The sequence below is a fragment of the Thermicanus aegyptius DSM 12793 genome, from assembly GCF_000510645.1.
GTDB classification, from domain to species: Bacteria; Bacillota; Bacilli; order Thermicanales; family Thermicanaceae; genus Thermicanus; species Thermicanus aegyptius.
Map to the genome: position 1 here is coordinate 2,301,151 of NZ_KI783301.1, position 20,783 is coordinate 2,321,933.

A 20,783-nucleotide genomic window follows, 5' to 3' on the forward strand; every position below is an offset into this window, starting at 1 on the left:
TGAAAAGCATGGGCATCACGAAGGGCCCGGGGTTTTTTTAGCAAGGCTTCTAAGTAGTGATCCAATTTGGTAATGAGCCCGTTCCGTTCATAGGATCGTGGGTGCTCTGCGATCACTTGGTTTTGAGCCACGACGATCACTCGGTCTACATAAAGCTTCACCCATACCGATTGGCCTACAAAGCTACAAGGCACAGAGTATTGGTTGGTTTCAACAGTGATGAGTGAGGTTTTATTCACCTCACATGAGATGAGTTTACAGGCTTCGAACCGCCGCACCGGAAGGGGATGAAGATACTCTTTTTCTTTTTCCCATAGGTCCAACACAGTTTCTTTGGAGCGGGGGACGGTTCTTTGTTTTGATTCTCTTAAGCACCACTCTCTAAGCATTACATTGAGCTCATCCAAGGAGGTGACTTCCGGGATGGGTACGAGGGCATTTCTCCGGACATAGCCCACGGTTCCTTCGATTCTCCCTTTTTCATTTCCGGATCGTACGTTGCAAAATTCAGCTTTAAATAGATAGTGGGCTTGCAAAGAGAGAAAGGAGTCCTGTTCAAGACGATCTCTTCCTTGCAGAATCTTTTGTACGGCCGTTTTGAGATTGTCAAAGAGGCCCTCGGTAGGAACGCCTCCGAAAAATTCAAAGGCGTGAACGAAACCGTCCAGGAATGCTTCTTGTCTCTCGTGAAGGTAGGCTCGTACAAAGCGGGCTCGACTCGCAGAAAGCTCAATACAAAAGAGATAGATTCGCGTCCTCTTTCCTTGAAGGAAAATATCGGCTTCCCCCCAGTCAAATTGAAATTGTTGCCCTAACCTAAATTCTAAAGGGATATAAACTTCCTCAATCTTCTTTTTTTGCTTGGCTACGAGCTTTCGAATGTTCGATTCGGAACCTTTAAAATCATATTCTTCAACCAGCCGCCGGTAGATTCTCGCTGCGGTGTGGCGCTGTTTTCCCCATCTCCCTTGGTCTTCTTCGAGCCACTTGTCGATGATCGGGAGTACTCGTTTTGTTTCAGCGGAATATTCCTTGGTCCGATATACATTCTGTCGTTGAATGACCGTTGGAGCTGTCTGATTCGATAGGTACTTGCGGACGGTATTTCGTGAAATCCCAAGTTGTTTCGCAATTTGTCTTTGCGATAATCCTTCAACCTCCTTTAAAAATTTGATATGATGGTATTGAGCCATGGTGATCATCCTTTTCTTCTTCCCCTCTTATGTAGTTTGACTTCCGCTTTCTATCATAAGAGAGAGGATTTGATTTGGAAATGCCGTGGCTCATTTTTATTGTGATCGAACCTCGCTTTAGTGGCTCAATTTTAGATTATCAAATACAAGAGGTTCTTTTCCCAGGATTCGATTTCTCTTGGATATTTCTTTTTCCCATTTCTCTTTAAACTTCTCAAATTCATTTTCCGCCGTTTCTTTTGTTTCGGCTTGATAGATTTTCTTCATATCTTGGGCGATTTCTCCCTGATCCTTTTTCCTTGCTTTATGTAAAGTGTTTCGTACTTGATGCACTACACAGCGCTGGAGACTATTTTGGGGAAGGACTTCTTAAAGACCTCTTCTAAGCCGGCAAGCCCATCAAAGACACCAACCCATACTTCTTCTACCCCGCGTGCTCTTATATCTTGAAGCATTTCTTCCCAGCCTGTGCTGCTTTTTTTTCCACCGAATTAAAGGCCTAGGATTTCCCGGTAGCCGGAGGGTATCACGGTATAGCTGGATTGTTGATTTGGAAAAATTTTGTTATTCACGATCTTCAAGAAAATCTTTTATGGCAAATTTCAACAACAATAAAACCACCTCCTTTCCAATGATGATTAAGAAAGAAAGTGGTTAGTTAAATGAAATCATGGTTTTGTGTTGACTACTTATCATGATTTCTAATTTTCCTTTATGGTGGAGCTAAGGGGATTTGAACCCCTGACCCCCTGCGTGCGATGCAGGTGCTCTCCCGCTGAGCTATAGCCCCATGTATCCATCGCCCGGCTCTCCCCGGGCGACAGAAAAAAATATACCACGAAAGAGAAATCTAGTCAATACCATGACTTGGGGAGCTATTTGCTTTGTACTTTTTTCTTCTCCTTTAGCATACGAAATTAAAATTCATTTACGCTACATAACCCCATTTTGATCCGGTCTTACAAGTAAATCAAGACGAACTGGTATGATTTGGAATACCTTGTGGATAAAAAGAGCAGACGATCCCTTTATCCACAAAAACGGTTTGTGGATCGTTAAAGTATGAAATCACATGTGAATTAGCTCTTAGCTAGGCGCTTCTCACCAAGCTACGCATGTTCTGGGCTTCTCTCTCCTTGATTCTTCCCAGGACCATCGCCAGCATCACGCATAGCGCAAGCTCGGTTCGCATCTTCATTTTGACCATGCTTCGATGCGAAAGCTCGAATCCAAAAAACACCAAGCCAGCCGTTGACGTGCTCTACCGCCGTTCGTTTGGCATATTCTTTTTCCCATTTGCAACTGGTCCGGACTATGAGGGTAAAAATCCTGCGATCTTCCGCAAGTGAAATCCAAATTCCTTGCGCCACCGCACACTGAGCCTGCACTTTAAATTCAATGTCCATTTGCTTAGCGGGACAAAGCTTCTTGATCGAATTACGGTCTTTTTTAAAACCACCATGAACCATTTCCCGCTGTTTTCCTGTATCCGGACAGATGAAGAACACGGTCACTTTATAGTCGTAAACCACATTTTCTTTCCCTTCCAGTACAATCGTTTTGTCGTATCCTTCCACATGTTACCGGATGTCGATCACAGGCCTTACCCAATACTCATCCCATAGCTTCACGATCAGCCTCGTGTCATAAGCCCGCGGTCAAGATCCAGCGTTTCGACGTTTTTTAAGATTTACGGTTGACTTTCCTGCATCTGGTTTAGTAGTGCATGCCCTTCGGGAATAACCGATGCAGATGCTATGAGCGGGGTGCTTTAGTTTTGTTTGGGCTGCTGTGATTTTTTGAAAAAAACAAGATACTTGAGTTAACTATTTTTTTCAATCCATTTATCAAAATTCTTATACCTATCATCTGCAACCCAATCATAAACCTTGAAATATTTTGATAATTTATAAGCTTTCCCCCAATCAGACCGATTAATACCACTTATGCTCCATCCATCTAGGTCACTATATTTGACCCATTTCCCATTTTTATATTCAAGCAAATTGAGTTTTTGACCATCATTGCTAAACTCAATTGCTAGATAATCAAATGGATTAGGCCCCAGTTTTTTTGTTTTTTGATCTTTACCAGCAATAGAATTAATATGAATTCCAAGTAACAAATTCCCTTTTTCCAGACTTTTCATAATTTCATATCTCACCCAGCGTCTTGAGTATGTTTCTGAACCTATTAAGACAGCTGTAACTGATGTATTCTTTAGTTCGCTATTTATTAAGCGTTTTAATGCCAAATTACTCTCTTTCTTCGCCTCTTCCCATATAGAAGCGTCAAAATACCCTGCTCCTTCATGTTTTGTAGTTTTATGGTTTCGAACTACATTTGCGCGAAAATCAATTACATCTTGATAATGGAAGCTGAAAAACACCCGCTTTGCCATCTAGATTCTCCTCCTTATCTCATCAATTATTTTCATTATTGTATTAATAATTTCATCCGGTATTGAAGTACTGCCAAGTATTTCAAACCATGGCTTAAACACCTGTACCTCAGGATAATACTTAGGAAAGTCATTCATTACTTCTTCCCATAAAATCCTAGTTTGAAAACCAGTGACACCTACTGGAATTACATTCACTCCCATTGAATACGCTATTTCAAATTCATTTCTGACCCCTTCAGCATTAACAATTTTTCCGTCCACCCTTTTATTGCCAAAGAGAAAGATAGCTATGCCTGCTTCGGCAATCATATTCCGCCTATAAAAATCCCACAGTTCAGGCAGCGACTTACCGCCGCTTGCTTTTTGAGGAAAGGGTCTTAAAACTAAGTTGTTTTCAATTCTGCTTTTCCTTTCTGACTGTAAACAGTCAAGTGCACCATTAATCACATAGCTTCCTACTCCTAGACCAAATCCAGAAATTACTCTATAATCTCTTTTAACCAGTTCATTACTCAAGCCATGCAAAAGTTCTTTTGCAGTATCCTCAGACATTGCGCCGTAATCTTCAGCACTTCCAGATATAAAGACACTATTCTTTCTAAAGGATTTCTCAATCATTTTTAGAATGCTGGTTATTTCTTGGTATTCATCTACTAAAATGGTATTAATTGAGAACCTTTTTAAATCGTTGATCTGTAATTCCTGTTTTATCTTTGCATAATCATAATCCTCTTTATTGCCAAATTCTGATTCTACAATTCTTCTCAGGAAACAATAGTGCGGACGTTGATTCCCTTCGAGCCTTATTCTTATACGACTAAGGATATAGTTCAAGTTTGGATCATTGAAACTGAAACCTATAAACAAGAATGTTTTTGATACCAAGTCGCCTTGCAAGGCAGTAGTAAACAACGAGTGCGTCAGCTCATACTTTTCATAATCATCCCGTGTTATAACTGCCTTATGAACTTGACTTACATCCCCATGCATTTTATAAACAACTGCATCTCTGTCACTTAATGTTAGCGCAAGATTTTCCGGTTCAATTTTCACATCAGGTTTTTTACCAATATCCCTGAGCGCAGTTTCAATTAAAGTGTCGTAATTAGATGTCCAATATGTCGTAATAGGTAATCTGGCTAAAATCCTATGATTCTCAGTAATGGATGCACGCCTTTGAAATTCGTCGGTGATAATTTGGTTAAGCTTACCTCTTCCACCATTTTCATTACTGTAGTACTGAGCAAGAGATACCAGGTCATGTTGTTCTCTTTCTACTTTTAAACGAAGCTCTTCAGCAACGCTCCTAAGCAGTTCTGTCCAATTCACATATCCCGCTCCGCTGGAAAGCCCAGCCCCTGCAAAAATGGCCGCATTATTTTCCTTTAATGCCTTAGAAAAATCGTCAATAAAACCTTTCAGATTCTGCAAATCTATTCACCCCTTCCTTTATACCTTTAATCCTGCGGAAAGAACATTAAGGGCTCTTTAGATATCGTATTTAATACCCTCACAATCATATATTCTCCCTTTCCTCCGCTACTTTTGGCAATTCTTCTTTAACAAGCTGGTACTGATACCTAACCCTTGAACTCTCGTTTTGGCACATGAGCTTAGCCTGCTCCATTACTATTTCTACAGCTTTAGGTGTTTTGTCCGGCGGATAACCATAGTGCTTAAGCAGTCTCTTTATAATCATCTTCATTTTGGCTTGCACGCTGGCACGAATAGACCAGTCAATGCTGAGATTTTTACGTATTGCCTCAGTCAAATCCCTTGCTATCTGCTTGAGGATATCGTCGCCCATTACCTCTTTGGCTGACTCGTTTTCGGCCAGGGCATCGTAAAACGCCAGCTCATCTTCAGTAAGACCGGTATTTTCTCCACGTTTATGCGCTTCATTGATTTCTTTGGCAAGCTGGATAAGTTCCAAAATAATCTGCGTGGTTTCAATGGTGCGGTTCTGGTACTTCCTGATCGCATTCTCCAAAAGCTCCGAGAACTTCCTGGACTGAACGAGATTTCGCCTGGAAAAAGTCTTAATCTTGCCTTTAAGCAATCTGTTAAGGAGCTCAACGGCAAGGTTGCGCTGTTTCATGTTGCGCACTTCCTCCAGGAACTCGTCGGACAGTATTGCGATATTAGGTTTATTAAGCCCAACGGCATCCAAAACATCGATAACCTCATTGCTGGCAATAGATTTGGATATAAGCTGGTTAAGCTGGGCTTCAATCTCCGCAGCAGTTTTCTTTTTGGAATTTTCGGGTATGAGCTTGATGATCCCCGATTTAACTGCTTTATGGAAACCTACCTCAAGGTTTAATTTCTCAGCGGTATCGGTAGTAGCACAAAGCGAGTAAGCCTTAGAAAGTTCGCCGACCAGCTTAAGATATTCATTTTTACCTTCCTCACGCAGCCCGATGATGTAGTCAATGGTTTCAACAATGGCGGCCATTCTGTCGGAAGCTGAACCGGTAAAGAATTTCTGATAATCATGGCCATGGAGCAATTCCTTAATTAATTCATACTTCTCAAGAAGTACTGCTGCTGCCAGTTCAGTATCAACACCGGTCTTTTCCCTGTCGCTCTCGGTATAATCATTAAGAGCATTCTTCAGGTTTTCGGCAATGCCGATATAATCTACGATCAAGCCGCCCTGCTTCTCCCTAAATACCCGGTTAACGCGGGCGATGGCCTGCATTAGGTTATGTCCTTGCATGGGTTTGTCAATATACATGGTGTGCATACTGGGAACATCAAAACCGGTCAGCCACATGTCACGTACAATGACTAACTTCAGCTCGTCCTTGTTATCCTTCATGCGCTTGGCGATCCGGTCCCGGGTAGCCTTTGTGCCGATGAAAGGCTGCCATTCCTTAGGATCAGAAGAACTTCCGGTAATAACCACCTTAATAACGCCTTTTTCCACATCGTCAGAGTGCCATTCCGGGCGCAGTTCTACGATCGCTTTATAAAGGTCAATGGCAATCCTTCGGGACATGGTTACGATCATACCTTTGCCCACTTCTGTTTCCTGAGCTGCGAGACGCTTTTCAAAATGCTCCACAATATCTTTGGCAATCGCTTTAACACGCTGCTCGGCACCAACAATAGCCTCAAGCCTTGACCATTTTGACTTGAGCTTTTCTTTTTGGGTATACTCCTGGTACTCAGTGATCTCTTCGTATTCGCTGTCAATAATGGGCTTGAGTTCATCCGGCAGCTCCAGCTTCGCAATCCGGCTTTCGTAGAAAATGCGTACTGTCGTTCCATCCTCAACTGCCCTGGTCATATCATAGATATCGATATAGTCGCCAAAGACCGCCCTGGTGTCCTTGTCCGCAAGTGATATCGGCGTTCCGGTAAAGCCGATATAAGATGCTTTAGGAAGGGCATCACGCATATATTTGGCATAACCATATTTGACCTCAGCTTCAGTATCACCCTTAACAATTTCCGCTCCGAATCCGTACTGGCTTCGATGAGCTTCATCAGCAATAACAATTACGTTTTCCCGGTCTGTAAGGACAGGTAGGCTGTCCCCTTTTTCTTCAGGAGCAAATTTTTGTATGGTCGTGAAGATTATGCCTCCCGATTCCCTCGCAAGGAGTCTGCGGAGATCTGCTCTATCCTGAGCCTGTACGGGTTCCTGGCGTAATAAGTCTTTTGATTTGGCAAATGTGGAAAATAACTGATCGTCAAGGTCGTTACGGTCGGTAATCACTACGATTGTCGGGTTATTAAGTTCTTTCGCAAGAACAAGTTTGCCCACATAGAAAACCATAGAAAGACTTTTGCCGCTGCCCTGGGTATGCCAAACCACGCCGGCTTTGCGATCCCCCTCAGTGATTGCGGCTCTTATCGTGCTTTCAACTGCCTTATTGACAGCATGATATTGATGGTAGCCTGCCAGAATTTTGTAAGTATCTTTTCCATCAGTCTGGAACAATATAAAACTCTTAATAATATCAAGCAGGCGTTCCTTTTCAAACATTCCTTTGATTAAGACCTCAAGCTGTGGGCGTCCTACAGGTGCAACCTCGTCCCCATCAATCGTACGCCACATCATGAACCTGTCTTCATTGGCCGTTATTGTGCCTGCCCTGGCATTTACCCCATCAGATATAACCACAAAGGAATTATAGGTAAAGAGAGACGGGATCGTGCTTATATAGTTTTGGATCTGATTAAAGGCATCGGTTATTTCAACGTCTTCATTGGCCAGGTTTTTAAGCTCGATGACAACAAGGGGTATGCCGTTGACAAATACCACCACATCAGGACGCTTTTCAATCCTGTTCTCAATCACAGTAAATTGGTTAACAGCCAAAAAATCATTATTCTCTATTTTCTCGAAGTCAAAAACCTTGACCTGCTTGCTGACTATTCTGCCATTACTGGCCCTGAATGTAGCATTCACCCCATCGGTGACCATCTTCTGAAAAAGACGGTTGTTGTCTATTAATGCAGGATTAAGCGGCACAAGAATTTGATGCAGGGCGTCGTCCAGAGCCTCCTGGGGCAAATCCGGGTTTATACGCTTTAAGGCGTCCCTCAAACGTTCCTCCAGGATTACCTCGGAATAATCGGAGCGTTCAGGATAATCTCCACCGGGCGAAAAGTCAGGAGCAAAGGCAATTTCGTAGCCCAGTTCCTCGAACCATTCCAAGGCCGCCTGCTCCAGTTCATCCTCATATATATTATGGTTTGGCATAAGGCATCCTCCTCTCTATCGCATACATCTTATACAACCTCCTCCACCGGTACTCTTATCTCACCGCTCATTAGCTTAGGTAGCAGGGTGTCGCGAAGTGATTTTAGAACCCTTGTGGATTGAAAATTATTAAATAATTCTTCATCTATTGGTTCAATAAAATCATTAAAAATGTCAATTATATCCACATCACTTGGAACAACAACTTTTACTCTTTCAATTCCTGATTTATTAATTGCATCAAAGATTGATCCATTACTTGCATCGTGAAATTGTTTAGTAATTGTCTTTAGCCAATAATACAGAATATTGTTTTTATGATGCTTAAGTCTTAATGCTGAAACACCTCTACCTATACAACATTCCTTATATGCAACGTTAATTTGCCCGACAGGTGCTCTAACACTTAATAAAACATCTCCAGGTTTAGCAATCTTATTTGGTTTGCTACAATACATAGACTCCTCTGGATATTTTAACCCAAAATCTTTAACACCTTGGTAAAAGACCATACCAACACCCACAGAATTATACGTATCAGAAGATGGAGATTGACCCATATTTATATGACATATATCTCCTAAAGTTTTAACTCTCCACCCTTTTGGTATTAGCCCTAGTTCGCCTTCCTCAAACTCCCCGTCCTTAAACGGCTCAAAATCCACAAACCAAGACTTAAAGAGTGCATGCGCCATTTCTTCAAGGGTTTTGTTGATTTTGTTATTAAGCTCGATCATGTCGTCAAGGGCAGACAGTGTAGCGGCGATTGCCTTTTGTTCGGGGAGTGGAGGAAGACGTACTGGATATTTCATAATTGCACCTTTATCCCCTCGTGGCATTTTCGTCCCTTTTGACCCTGCCATTACGTAATCAAAAAATACATCATTACTTAAACAACTCAACTTTCGCACCCCGGAATTACGAATAAACGCTTGATATAACCGGGCAATTCGCTAATCCACTTCTGTAATTGACATAGCAGAGCGGTGCTTTCCTTCGGTTGATTCTTGAGCAACTCTTGAACAAAAGCCATTAACTGACGTAATGCCGTTTTTAAGTCTATATTCGTTACTTCATCAGCAAAAAGATAAAACATCCCTCCGAAGGATCGCTCATCTGTATTTTGCCTTCGTTCCCACTCAAGAACGAGATAACGGGAAAAAACAATGGTTGTATGGCTTATCATCAGGTCAAAAGAGCGGCCTTGGAATTCAGAACCTAATTTCAAATACGATTTTGCCATTTTAAAGAAAGTCTCAATGCTCCAGCGCATGCCATAAATCCTTACGATTTCAGCATTCTCTAGGGAGAGGTCTGTTGTCAAAATCGCGAGCCATTCTCTCCGGTTGTTCCGATTCTGGACGAAGACGATCTTAAGCGATAAGCCTTGAGGCGTCTTAACCATAACAGAGCCTTGAATCTCTGCTTTTGGATTTTTAGGAATCATCTCAAAAAGTTCATGCAAACCTACTTTCTTCCCTTTGAATATATACCGCTGTTTAAGCGCTTTAACCATTCCAATGACGTGAAGACCTTTGCTCATGATCTCCTGAAGAAGAGGTTCGTGGGTAAACCAACTGTCCATGAGTACGTAGTCCGCTGTAAATCCGGCTTTGAGTGCTCGGTCAAGCATTTGTATAGCCGCATCCGGTTTGTGCATCACGGCTTCTTTCCGCCGCTTATAGCCACTGGAGCGCTTGTCTAAGTCCTCACGCATTTCCATAAGGCGGTTTGAAGCTTTTGCAGAACTCATCAAGGTAAAATCGATCGGCGCAAAACTATACCCATCAGACCAGCCCAGCGTTAATAGGTTATATCCCCGAACGAAATGTCCCGAAACATGATCAAAGACTTTTGCCAACAGTTCTACCTTTTTGCTCCGTTCCCGGCGCAAGACAGAGTCATCGATGATAAAAACGCGGATGCGATGGGAGGAGATGAGTTTCTCAAAGCCAGATACAATCCTAAGACTTAAGGATTGCAAAAAGCGTCTCCAGTTAAAACGGGTTTCATTAAGGAATCGATAAACCACATCTTTTCCGGGGAGAGATTCCGTTCTCCCGCTTCCTAGTAACCGAAATAGATTGCGTCCTTGGAAGACCAGCAGAAAGATGATTTGAAAAACAGCAAAACTGGAAATGCCAGAGGCCTTGCGGATACCGGCCTTTCGCAAAAGTTCGCCCACTTTAAGATGTGAAAAAACAGAGGAAAGTTGCTGCTTATACTGTTCAGACGGAGAGTTGTGTAGTAACATATTGCTATGCACCTTTCTGTTTGGAATGATGGTCAGTTCGTTACTTCCATTTTACCAAATTGGAAAGGTGCTTTTCTGTCAAGAGATAAATTTTTTAGCTTAAAATGAAGTCGTTGTCTGGGTTTTACCTAATTTACGCACTGCGAAAGTTGAGTTAAACAATAAAATAAAAATTTACTGTCTAATGCTTTTGAATCTTTTATGTCAAAAACCAAAACATCATTAGAACATCCCCCATCTCTATCTGCATACCATATTTTTCTAAAATATGGTCGGATATTAGAAACTAATACATTACCAGCAGAGTATTTAGTAACCGAACCAACTGTTGGCAATCCACTTGATTTTGTTACACCGCTCTTATTTGGAAGCATATTTTCGGTTGAAATATAATTATCTTCGCTAACTTCGCTTACACTAACTTTGGCTGAAGCATATTTACACACATCCCCAAGCCTTACCTCTTTCCACTCACTAAAACTCATAACCAATCGCCCCCAGTCTTTTGCGGATTTCTTCCTCCAGAGACTTGCGCTTTGCAAACATCTCGGCAAGTTCACCGGTAAGCCTTGTCATTTTTTCATCAAAAGGCTCCCCGTCATCAACCCGCTCTTCAATGCCCACATACCTGCCGGGAGTGAGGATATACTCATGGGAGCGCACTTCTTCTAAGGTGGCAGACTTGCAGAAGCCTTTAATGTCTTCGTAACCTTCACCCTTTTTCCATTTGTGGTAGGTATCGGCGATATATTTTATCTCTGTCTCATAATCAAGTTCCCTGTGCTTACGGTCAACCATCGTGCCCATCTTGCGGGCATCAATAAAGAGGATTTCATTGCTGCGATCCCGACCTGCGGATTTCTTATTCCTGGTTAAAAACCACAGGCTGGCAGGAATGGTTACGTTATAGAAGAGGTTGGGTGGAAGAGTAATAATGCAGTCCACCAGCTTGTCTTCGATAATATTCTTCCTTATCTCGGCTTCACTGGTTGTATTGGTAGACAAAGCGCCGTTTGCCATAACAAAGCCCGCCACGCCGTTTGGCGAAAGCTTGGAAATAATATGCTGTATCCAGGCATAGTTGGCGTTTCCCGCAGGGGGTGTACCATACTTCCAGCGGACATCATCGGCAAGCCTGTTAGCTCCCCAATCCTTGATATTAAAGGGTGGATTGGCAAGGATATAATCCGCCTTTAGTTTCTTATGGAGATCATTGGAAAAGGTATCCGCATCCCGCTCGCCAAGGTTTCCGTCGATACCCCTGATCGCAAGGTTCATTTTGCAAAGCCGCCAGGTGGTCGCTGTGTATTCCTGTCCAAAGATATGGATGTCGTCCTTTCTGCCGCTGTGTTCTTCAACGAACCTCTGGCTCTGCACAAACATGCCGCCGGACCCGCAGCATGGGTCATAAATCCTTCCTTTATATGGTTCAATCATTTCAACAAGCAGTTTTACAATAGATGGCGGGGTGTAAAATTCTCCTTCCGACGAACCGAACTTCCCAAGGAAGTATTCGTAAACCCTGCCGAGCACATCTTTTGCTCTTGCCTCTTTATCACCAACCTTAAAGGAAAACAGGTCGATTAGCTCACCAAGCTTTGTTTTATCTATTTCCGGGCGTGCATAATTTTTCGGCAGCACCCCTTTAAGGGAGGCGTTTAACTTTTCAATAGCTATCATTGCTTCATCGATAATCTGTCCGATAGTAGGTTGCTTGGCATTGGCTTTTATATACTCCCAACGGGCTTCCTTCGGTACGAAAAAAACATTTTCTTCGGTATAAGCATCTATATCTTCCTCAAATCCTTCGCCCTCTGCAACCAGCTCGTTATATCTCTCCTCAAAAGCATCGGAGATGTATTTAAGGAAAATAAGTCCCAGTACTACATGCTTGTATTCCGAAGCCTCAATGTTACCGCGCAGTTTATCCGCCATTTCCCATAGATTATTTTCAAACCCTAAATTTACTGTTGCCATTTTTTATCCTCCATCTTAAATCGCAATTGTGTTGATCTTATTTCTTGGTATGATTATTGGCTCGCCTATTGTCATAGTACCATAAACCCTGAAACCTTTACGGTCCGAAAGCTTAACCGTTATTGTTTGACTAGATTTAGAATGGATATCAATACTGCTTGTAACCTGTTGTTTATCTAATAAGCATACTTCACTATTGTTTAGCTGTTTTTCTTTGCCACATATGAGCGCAACCATAAAATTATCATCTTTATACGAGCACAACTCTTTTAGATTGTTTTGTGTAAAATTAAAGATCCATGTATTCCCTTCTGTTTTCCTTGGCTCTGGTTTAGATCGATATTTTATATATAAGATCAGCTCACTATTTTTTTCCTTTAAAAGCTTATAAACTGCTTTGCTATCATTCGAATTTGTTTCTACTAGAGTTGACTGCATCGGTACATCTTTTCTTAATAATCTAGTTATAACTCCACCATGCATAAACTCAAATTCTTTAATCGCCATATTTGTATCCCCTTTCTTATAATAGTCTCTCATAGATTTTTTCTTTTTCAGCAGCAAAGCGTTCCTCAGCCTTACGGATAGTTTCTCGATACAAGGTGCTTTCAGCTTCATAATGAGTTACCAGCTCTTTCTGCTCTTCAATATCTAGCAAAGGTATTTCCATTTCCATAATGTCAGTATGATTTATATTTACAATAGTGGTCCCTCGTTGAAAGCTTTTTATAAGTGCTATTCCGACAGGACTCTCAAGGAATATCTTAAGGTAGTTGCTTAAGACCCTATTATTGGGTCTAATAACGATAACATTGGCCGAGGCGATAACGATATTTTTTTGTTTACGGTATACACCCGTTTTAATTGCCGACCCCCTGCAAGATAAGACTATGTCGCCGTCTATCAGCTCATATCTTTTAATTTTTCGTTCTTCTTCATCAATACTGTCCATATTGGAATAATCAATGCCGGTATCGGTAATGTTTGATATATTCAGCACCAGGATTTTCCCAGGCTTAATATCTTTTTTGAGGATTGATTTTCCCCTAAAAACCTCTGCAACTTCGTGAAGTTTAACTCTTTCTATAGTTGATGTCTTATACTTTCTGATATGCTCGTCATCATCCTCGAGGATAAGTTCAATTCTCCAATCCTCTTGAGCGGCAAAATCTTTGCTTCCTACTACCTTCACTTTGTCGACATAAAGACCATTATCATAACCTAAATATCCTACGCTCACATTTTCCTTTTTTACAGCACCTATCTTAAGCAGATAAGTTTTGATAGAAGTGTGCGGCTTAAAAGTACCTTCGGGAAGACTGTAAATACCCTCCAATTGATAGTGGGTCATGATATGCTCACGCAGCTTTGCTTCAGAACCACTTGCAAATGCAATCTTAACAGGAAGCACAGTCACCAGCGTCCCTCTGTCGGACAAGTACCTAAGTAAATTTTGCGTCGCTACAACATCCGGTCTTGAGGAGATAAATTTATGGTTAACGGCTTCAATCTTGCCACCAAAATCAGGCAGCGCATAGATAAAGTCAAAACGGGCGTCAACAAGCAGCTCCTGATATATCGACTGATTAAGAATAGTGACGTTGTCATAGTCTTCAAAACCAAGCTTAAGCAGCATAAACATAAGTACATTGGATGTGGTAAAGGTTATATTACTTGACTGATGCTTCTCCACCAAACCTTTAAGACCTGACAGGCTTTTTTCTGCTTCGGCAATAAGTATTGACTGTGATCTTGCTTCATCTATCAGGCTACTGATGTATTCCGTCAAATAAGCCGGAGAGAATATCTGTCCGAAGCGGTCGTTTTGGTATAGTTTAAGCGTATACTCTATAAGGTCAATTCCTTCTGCAACCTTATAAATTGTAGAAAAGAAATCCCTGTCGCCTGGAAAATATCCCAGGATTGTGCTTTCAGTAGATTGCTTCATTAATTCGAAAAGCTGCTCTCCATCCTGCAGAGGTTTTTCCTGTGATTTCACCGCTCGCGCTGTAAGTTTGACGCGTAACATCTCGTTCAATAATTGCTCTCGGGAGGTAATACCACGTACAGCAAATGAATTAATAAAAAGATTTATTGATGGGTTCACCATTTTCCTCCTTTCTATCCATATGTGTAAATTCTTTCATCGATGGTATTGTAACATAAATACTTTAGTATGTCTATACTAAAATTTTTTCTTTGTTGTACGTTTATGATATTGTCATTATGTAACCTGTCTGTGAAAATGTCACTATGGGACAGGAGAGAATTGTTTTGACAAAAGAAGAGTTGATCGGAACGGGAGAAACGATTTCTTACAAAGGAAAAACCTACAAGATTAACACCACGAAACAGAGGCAAACGATCCCTCCCAAAACACGGGTCGAAATCCGCCAGACATTGGACGGCAAGCTATTTGTCTGGTACAAGGAGTTATCCCTTGCAGGAAACATCCAAACCACAACGTCAGACGGCTCCCCAAAAAGAAAAGGCGAGCCATGCGAGGAGCCCTCACAAGCCCGCTGCCAATCATCCTTGGCGAGAATACAACAAACCTAAAAAAAGGGTGCCACAACGGACTTCATTTGGCTATAGCGGTTAAGGAATACCGCTAAAATTCCTTTCACCCCTTATTCGCCTTCTATCCCTGGACCGCGAATGAATCAAGGGTGAGCGAAGCGAAGGCTTTGGGCCTTTACCCTTGATGAAATGAGCGGACCAGGCCACAATAAAAACAGAGGGTGAAAGGATAAACCATAATCGATGTGACAAATTCACTGACGCGTTACTATGACATTTTCACTGACGCTTGACATACCATGACTTGGGCTACCGCATCCACTATGCACCATCTATTCATCTCCATCCTCACGGAGAAGATCCGCAAACAGGGCGGCTACGAATTGCTCTGCGTCGAAGGGGCGAAGATCCTCCATCTTTTCTCCCAAGCCCACCAGCTTCACGGGGATCCCCAGTTCATTGCGGATGGCGATGACAATCCCTCCTTTAGCCGTCCCATCCAACTTGGTGAGCACAATCCCTGTGACTTTGGCCACCTCTTCGAAAGTCCTGGCCTGAGAGAGGGCATTTTGCCCGGTGGTCGCATCTAGAACGAGGAGAACTTCATGGGGGCCTTCAGGGATCTCCCGTTGGATCACCCGGTAAATTTTGTTCAATTCATTCATCAGGTTGGTTTTATTTTGCAGCCTTCCCGCAGTATCGCAAAGAAGAATATCGAAGCCCTCCTGCTTCGCCCTTTCGATAGCGTCAAAGATGACAGCGGCCGGGTCGCTCCCTGCTTCCTTCTTCACGACGGGAACCCCTGCCCTCACGCTCCAGGCCTCTAATTGTTCAATGGCTCCTGCCCGGAAGGTATCCCCCGCGGCCAGCATCACTCTCTTTCCTTCAGAGCGGAAACGATGAGCCATTTTCCCAATGGTGGTCGTCTTCCCTACTCCATTTACACCGACGAAGAGATAAACCGTAAGCCCATCCGGGTTTACCTTCAACTCCTCTTCTCCTTCTTCCATCCGAAGAAGGCCTACCAACAATTCGGCCAAAAGAGGTCTTAAATCCCCTCCATCTTCGATCTTCCGCGCCTTTACCTCTTGCCGCAAGCGGTTGGTTAACTCCATCACCGTCTTTACCCCTACGTCGGCCGCAATCAGGATCTCCTCGAGTTCTTCATAAAACTCTTCATCAATCTTCCGGGTTCGACGGACCAGCTGTTCAATCCGCCCCACCATCGCCGAACGGGTTTTGCTCAATCCTTCCGTGAAACTCTTGGTAATGGTATCAGTCGTTTTGGTAAAGGTTTCTTTTAACTTTTTAAAGAAGCTCACGCAGGTCATTCCCTTCCTCTAAATTCTCTCCTTTAACCCTACGTTCTACGACGCCTTCCCTTCTCCTTCCTTTACAACCTCCTCTAATTTAACGGAGACCATCTTGCTGACCCCTGAACCCTCCATCGTTACCCCGTAGAGGACATCCGCCTCTTCCATCGTTCCCTTCCGGTGGGTAATGACGATAAACTGAGTCTGGTCGCTAAAATCCTTGAGATACTTCGCGAAACGGGAGACGTTCGCCTCATCCAAGGCTGCCTCCACTTCATCCAGAACGCAAAAGGGGACGGGACGGACCCGTAAGATGGCAAAGAGAAGGGCGATGGCCGTTAAGGCCCGCTCCCCACCGGATAGGAGAGAGAGATTTTGCAATTTCTTCCCAGGGGGTTGCGCCATAATCTCAACTCCGGTTTCCAAAGGGTGATCAGGTGACGTGAGAAGTAGGTCCGCCCTTCCCCCGCCAAAAAGCTCGCTAAAGGCTCGCCGAAATTCCCCTTGAATTAACGTAAACGCATCTTCAAACCTCTTCGTCATCTCCTCTTCCATTTCCCGGATCACCTGATAGAGCGTCTCCTTTGCCTTCTTCAGATCTTCGCTCTGGTTCGTCAGGAAGGAATACCGTTCCGAGATCCGCTCATATTCTTCGATGGCTCCAAGGTTTACATCCCCTAGTTGGGCAATCTCCCGTTTAAGGTGAAGGATATCTTGGCGAATGAGATACGTCTCTTCTTCCGGGGGCAGGGTGAAGAATTCTTTGGCCGCTTCGTAGGTAAGGTTATATTCATCCCTCAATTTTTCCAGGAGATTATCCAGTTCGATTTCAAAACGATTTTCCTTCACCTCTTCCTGGTGTAAACTCTCCTGAATGCCCTTCACCTTGCGGCGAAGTTCCTTCCCTTCACTCTCCAACTTTTCGAGGGAAAGGGTAATTTCTTGACGAATTTTGCGCTTCTCCTCCAAAAGGGACTGAAGCTCTTCCCTTTTCAAACGGAGTTCTTCCAAATGTTTTAATAAAATTCCTTCATTGAAACGATGCTCCTCTTCTTTTTCTTCCAGGAGTTTCCTTTCTTCCTCCTTCCTGGTTTTTTCCTCTTCGGTGCGCCGGATCTCGTCGGTTACGCTCGTTTCATTTTCCTTCCAGGATAAAAGTTCCTGCCTTTTCTCCGCTAAGGCTACCTTCAAACGGGTCATTTCCTGGGAAAGTTCCTCTTTAGAATTTTCCTGATCCCGTTTCGCCTGTTCCGCTTCTTCGATCCTCTTCTTCTTTTCGTTCTCCTCTGCCTTAAGACCGGAAAGTTTAAGGAAAAGCTCTTCTCCCTTTGCCTGAAGTTCCTCTTCCTCCTTCAGCAGCAATTCCCATTCCCCTTGCCAATAGAGGAGGCTCGATTCCATATTGCGATATTCCGCCATAAGACGGGCAAGTTCTGTTTTGTGTTTTTGCAAAGAAGCCGTGTGCTGTTCCAACAGGGAGCCCTTCTTGTCGATTTCCAACTGGAGCTGCCTTATCGTCTCTTGCAGATTCGTACGTTCCTCCCGTATTTTCCGCCCTTTTGCGGTCAAGAGCTCCAGTTCTTTCTCCGCTTCCTCGATCGCCCGCTCTCTTCCCAAGAGGGAATTCCCTTTTTGCTTCAGGCTGCCGCCCGTCATCGATCCTCCAGGATTTACCACATCTCCTTCCAAGGTGACGATTCGGTAGCGGTAACCAAAGAGGCGGGCCACTTCATTGGCCTTCTCCAGGTCTTTCACAAGAATCACATTTCCTAATAAGTTTTCTATCACCGAACGATAACGGGCTTCGAAGCGGATGAGGTTGGAGGCAATACCGACCACCCCTCGGTCATTCAGGAGTTTCCTTTCTTCTTCCGGGGAAAGCTTCCTTCCCTTGATCACGTCGAGGGGGAGAAAGGTAGCTCGCCCTAATTGGCGCTTTTTTAAATACGAGATCGCCTTTCTGCCGGACTCTTCATCCTCCACCACCACATACTGAAGGGCATTTCCTAAAGCAATTTCGATGGCCGTTTCCAATTCTTTCGGTACCTCAATCAGTTCCAGCACCGCGCCATGAATGCCGGACAAGCTTTTTCCCCGGGCCAGGAGGATCTCTTTTACCCCGTGATGAAAACCGCTATAGTCGGCCTGCAACTCCTTTAACACTTCCAGGCGGGAGGAGAGCTGGTCTTGGCTTTGTTCTATCCGGCGAAGAAGAGGGAGAAACTCTTCCTCCTTCCTCTTCCATTCGATGAAGGAGGCGTTCAACTCATGAATCTCCCCTTGAAGACGTCGGATTGTCGTTTCATGTTCCTCTTCCTCTTGTTTGAGAGTGGCGATTCTTTCCTCGATCTCCTTTTTCCCTTTTTCCCCCTTCTCGATTTCCTGACCGATTCGCTCTTTCTTGTGATGGAGCTGCTCCTGTTGATGGGAGAGATTCTTTTCCTCATTGCGGGCCGCTGCCATTTGACTTAAGATCTCGATGTATTCATTTTTCATCTGTTCCAGGGATTTCATCCCTGCCAGGGTGAGGTTTCTTAATCTTGCTTCCGCCTGGGAAAGGGAATTTTCCAGCTCCTCATTCTCCCTCTGTAGACGGGCCACTTCGGCGGAGATTTTCTCTTTTTTCTCCAGCAGTTCTTCTCTTTTCCTCAGCAGCCGTTCCTCTTCTTTCAAAAGAGCGGCTTTGCTCCCTGCTGTGTTTTCTCTCCGTTCCCCGGTGAGACGAAGCTCTCCATCCAGTTTTTCCACCTGTTCCACCGTTTGGATCAAATCCTCATGGCTCTTCTCCAGCTCTTGATCCAATTGGGCGACTTGCCAGCGTTTCGCCTCGATCTCCGCATCCCATTTGCTTAATTGGGCGGAAAGCTGTTGCTCCTTTTCCCTTAGTTCCTCTATTGCCGCTTTACTTTCTTCCCAGCGGGCATAGGTCTCCTCAATGGTATAGAGATAGATGCCCACCTCTTTCTCTCTAAGCTTCTCTCTTAAGTCTTTATATTTTTTTGCCCGATCGGACTGTTCCTTTAGAGGAGCCACCTGCCCCTCGATTTCTTGCAAGATGTCGGAAACCCTGAGGAGAACCGCTTCCGTCTCCTCCAGCTTCCGTTCAGCCTCTTTTTTCCTCACCTTATATTTTACGATGCCTGCCGCCTCTTCAAAGATTCCCCGCCGGTCTTCTGCCTTCGTGGAGAGGATCTCCTCGATCTTTCCCTGGCCGATGATGGAATAAGCTTCCCTGCCAAGCCCCGTATCCATAAACAATTCTACGATATCTTTAAGACGGCAAGGCGCTTTGTTAATAAAAAATTCACTCTCCCCTGTTCGGTATAAGCGGCGGGTCACAGTCACTTCCGAATAATCCACCGGAAGCTTGTGGCTGGTATTATCTAACGTGAGGGAAACCTCGCTAAAATTAACGCCTTTCCGGGTATCGCTGCCTGCGAAGATGATATCCTCCATCTTGATTCCCCGAAGAGATTTGGCGCTCTGTTCTCCTAAAACCCAGCGGATTGCGTCGGCTATGTTGCTCTTCCCGCTCCCATTGGGCCCTACCACCGCCGTAATTCCCGGAACGAACTCCAACTCGGTCCGGTCGGCAAAGGATTTAAAGCCATATAAGTCGAGACGCTTTAAATACACCGGCTTGTCCTCCCATTGTAAACTCTCCTTTTATCATAATAGGGTTGTGGGAATCCCACAACCCTACTTTTCCTATAGAACTCCGAGGAGATGCAAGGCTTCCTCTGCCGCATGCTGCTCCGCCTCTTTTTTGGAGCGCCCCTTCCCCGTACCGAGCAAGCGGTTGTTCAGATAGACTTCCGAAACGAACTCACGGTTATGGGCAGGACCCTTTACCTGGGTGATTTCATAATGAAGTTCCCAGGAACTCTTCTGTTGAATCCACTCCTGCAACATGCTCTTATAATCCACCATGACCGTGAATTCACCCCGTTCAATTTTCGGGATGATATAGTTCTCCAAAAACCGTTCCACCGCATGAAGACCCTGATCCAAATAAAGGGCACCGATGAAGGCTTCAAACACATCGGCAAGGAGAGCAGGCCGGCTCCTGCCTCCTGCCAACTCTTCGCCTTTCCCCAGGAGGATATAATCTCCAAATCCGAGGGAATCGGCGTAGGAGACAAGGGACGGTTCACATACGATAGAAGCCCTGAGCTTGGTCATCTCTCCCTCCGACATGGGTGGAGTTCTTCTGTAAAGATAATGGGATATGGTAAGTTCTAAAACGGCATCTCCCAAAAACTCTAAACGCTCGTTATCCTCATCAACACGCCGATGATGTTCGTTACTATAGGATGCGTGAGTAAAGGCTAGACGAAGTAATCCTTCATCCCGAAAGGCGATTCCAAGCCGCTCCTGCAGTCTCTTAAAATCCAACCGATACTTCACC

Annotated in this window: 15 protein-coding genes, 1 tRNA gene and 1 pseudogene; 1 reads left to right on the forward strand and 16 read right to left on the reverse strand. The window is 44.0% G+C overall.

Going from position 1 to position 20,783, the window contains the following annotated elements; translation table 11 throughout:
* The 13 genes and pseudogenes from istA to THEAE_RS0112265 all read right to left on the reverse strand — a co-directional run.
* On the reverse strand, nt 1-1,193 hold a 1,193-nt coding region (gene istA, locus THEAE_RS20865; protein ID WP_245605555.1), incomplete at its 3' end, for an IS21 family transposase.
* 117 nt (nt 1,194-1,310) lie between these two features.
* A pseudogene (locus tag THEAE_RS23900) lies at nt 1,311-1,663 on the reverse strand (transposase); the annotation flags it as partial.
* Between the two features lie 245 nt (nt 1,664-1,908).
* Nucleotides 1,909-1,983 (reverse strand) — tRNA-Ala (locus THEAE_RS0112215).
* Nucleotides 1,984-2,302: 319 nt separating this feature from the next.
* A complete protein-coding gene (locus THEAE_RS22135; RefSeq protein ID WP_211233500.1) occupies nt 2,303-2,770 on the reverse strand; it encodes a hypothetical protein in 468 nt (155 codons plus the stop codon).
* A 245-nt stretch (nt 2,771-3,015) separates the two neighbouring features.
* The gene (locus THEAE_RS0112225; protein ID WP_028987677.1) at nt 3,016-3,594 is read right to left on the reverse strand and encodes a TIR domain-containing protein; all 579 of its coding nucleotides are present in this window, start codon (nt 3,592-3,594) and stop codon (nt 3,016-3,018) included.
* The gene (locus THEAE_RS0112230) at nt 3,595-5,028 is read right to left on the reverse strand and encodes an SIR2 family protein (RefSeq protein ID WP_342665757.1); all 1,434 of its coding nucleotides are present in this window, start codon (nt 5,026-5,028) and stop codon (nt 3,595-3,597) included.
* An 85-nt stretch (nt 5,029-5,113) separates the two neighbouring features.
* Entirely contained in the window at nt 5,114-8,311 is a 3,198-nt protein-coding gene (locus THEAE_RS0112235) for a type I restriction endonuclease subunit R (RefSeq protein ID WP_028987679.1), read from the reverse strand.
* 29 nt (nt 8,312-8,340) lie between these two features.
* On the reverse strand, nt 8,341-9,213 hold the full coding sequence (locus tag THEAE_RS20875) for a restriction endonuclease subunit S (protein ID WP_084213539.1): 873 nt from the start codon (nt 9,211-9,213) through the stop codon (nt 8,341-8,343).
* Nucleotides 9,210-10,565 carry an IS4 family transposase gene (locus THEAE_RS0112245; protein WP_028987072.1) on the reverse strand — a complete coding sequence of 452 codons (1,356 nt, stop codon included), beginning with the start codon at nt 10,563-10,565 and terminating at the stop codon, nt 9,210-9,212. Before THEAE_RS0112245 ends, THEAE_RS20875 begins: the two co-directional genes overlap by 4 nt.
* Nucleotides 10,566-10,693: 128 nt before the next feature.
* Nucleotides 10,694-11,050 carry a restriction endonuclease subunit S gene (locus THEAE_RS20880; RefSeq protein ID WP_052329984.1) on the reverse strand — a complete coding sequence of 119 codons (357 nt, stop codon included), beginning with the start codon at nt 11,048-11,050 and terminating at the stop codon, nt 10,694-10,696.
* The gene (locus tag THEAE_RS0112255) at nt 11,040-12,542 is read right to left on the reverse strand and encodes a type I restriction-modification system subunit M (protein ID WP_028987680.1); all 1,503 of its coding nucleotides are present in this window, start codon (nt 12,540-12,542) and stop codon (nt 11,040-11,042) included. The genes THEAE_RS20880 and THEAE_RS0112255 overlap by 11 nt, the downstream gene beginning before the upstream one ends.
* 15 nt (nt 12,543-12,557) lie before the next feature.
* Nucleotides 12,558-13,049, reverse strand: coding sequence for a hypothetical protein (locus THEAE_RS0112260; RefSeq protein WP_028987681.1), 492 nt, complete (start codon nt 13,047-13,049; stop codon nt 12,558-12,560).
* Nucleotides 13,050-13,065: 16 nt separating this feature from the next.
* Nucleotides 13,066-14,649: a restriction endonuclease subunit S gene (locus THEAE_RS0112265; protein WP_028987682.1), complete on the reverse strand. Its 1,584-nt coding sequence runs from the start codon at nt 14,647-14,649 to the stop codon at nt 13,066-13,068.
* Nucleotides 14,650-14,816: 167 nt separating this feature from the next.
* On the opposite strand from THEAE_RS0112265, the gene THEAE_RS0112270 reads away from it, so the two are divergent.
* The gene (locus THEAE_RS0112270) at nt 14,817-15,101 is read left to right on the forward strand and encodes a hypothetical protein (RefSeq protein WP_028987683.1); all 285 of its coding nucleotides are present in this window, start codon (nt 14,817-14,819) and stop codon (nt 15,099-15,101) included.
* 293 nt (nt 15,102-15,394) lie between these two features.
* Here THEAE_RS0112270 and ftsY read toward each other — a convergent pair whose 3' ends face one another.
* The 3 genes from ftsY to rnc all read right to left on the reverse strand — a co-directional run bounded on the left by ftsY (nt 15,395) and on the right by rnc (nt 20,782).
* Nucleotides 15,395-16,384: a signal recognition particle-docking protein FtsY gene (ftsY, locus tag THEAE_RS0112275; protein ID WP_028987684.1), complete on the reverse strand. Its 990-nt coding sequence runs from the start codon at nt 16,382-16,384 to the stop codon at nt 15,395-15,397.
* A 45-nt stretch (nt 16,385-16,429) separates the two neighbouring features.
* Nucleotides 16,430-20,011 carry a chromosome segregation protein SMC gene (gene smc, locus THEAE_RS0112280; protein WP_028987685.1) on the reverse strand — a complete coding sequence of 1,194 codons (3,582 nt, stop codon included), beginning with the start codon at nt 20,009-20,011 and terminating at the stop codon, nt 16,430-16,432.
* A 72-nt stretch (nt 20,012-20,083) separates the two neighbouring features.
* Nucleotides 20,084-20,782, reverse strand: a complete 699-nt coding sequence (gene rnc / locus THEAE_RS0112285; RefSeq protein WP_281169574.1) for a ribonuclease III — start codon at nt 20,780-20,782, stop codon at nt 20,084-20,086.
* Nucleotide 20,783: the final 1 nt, after the last annotated feature.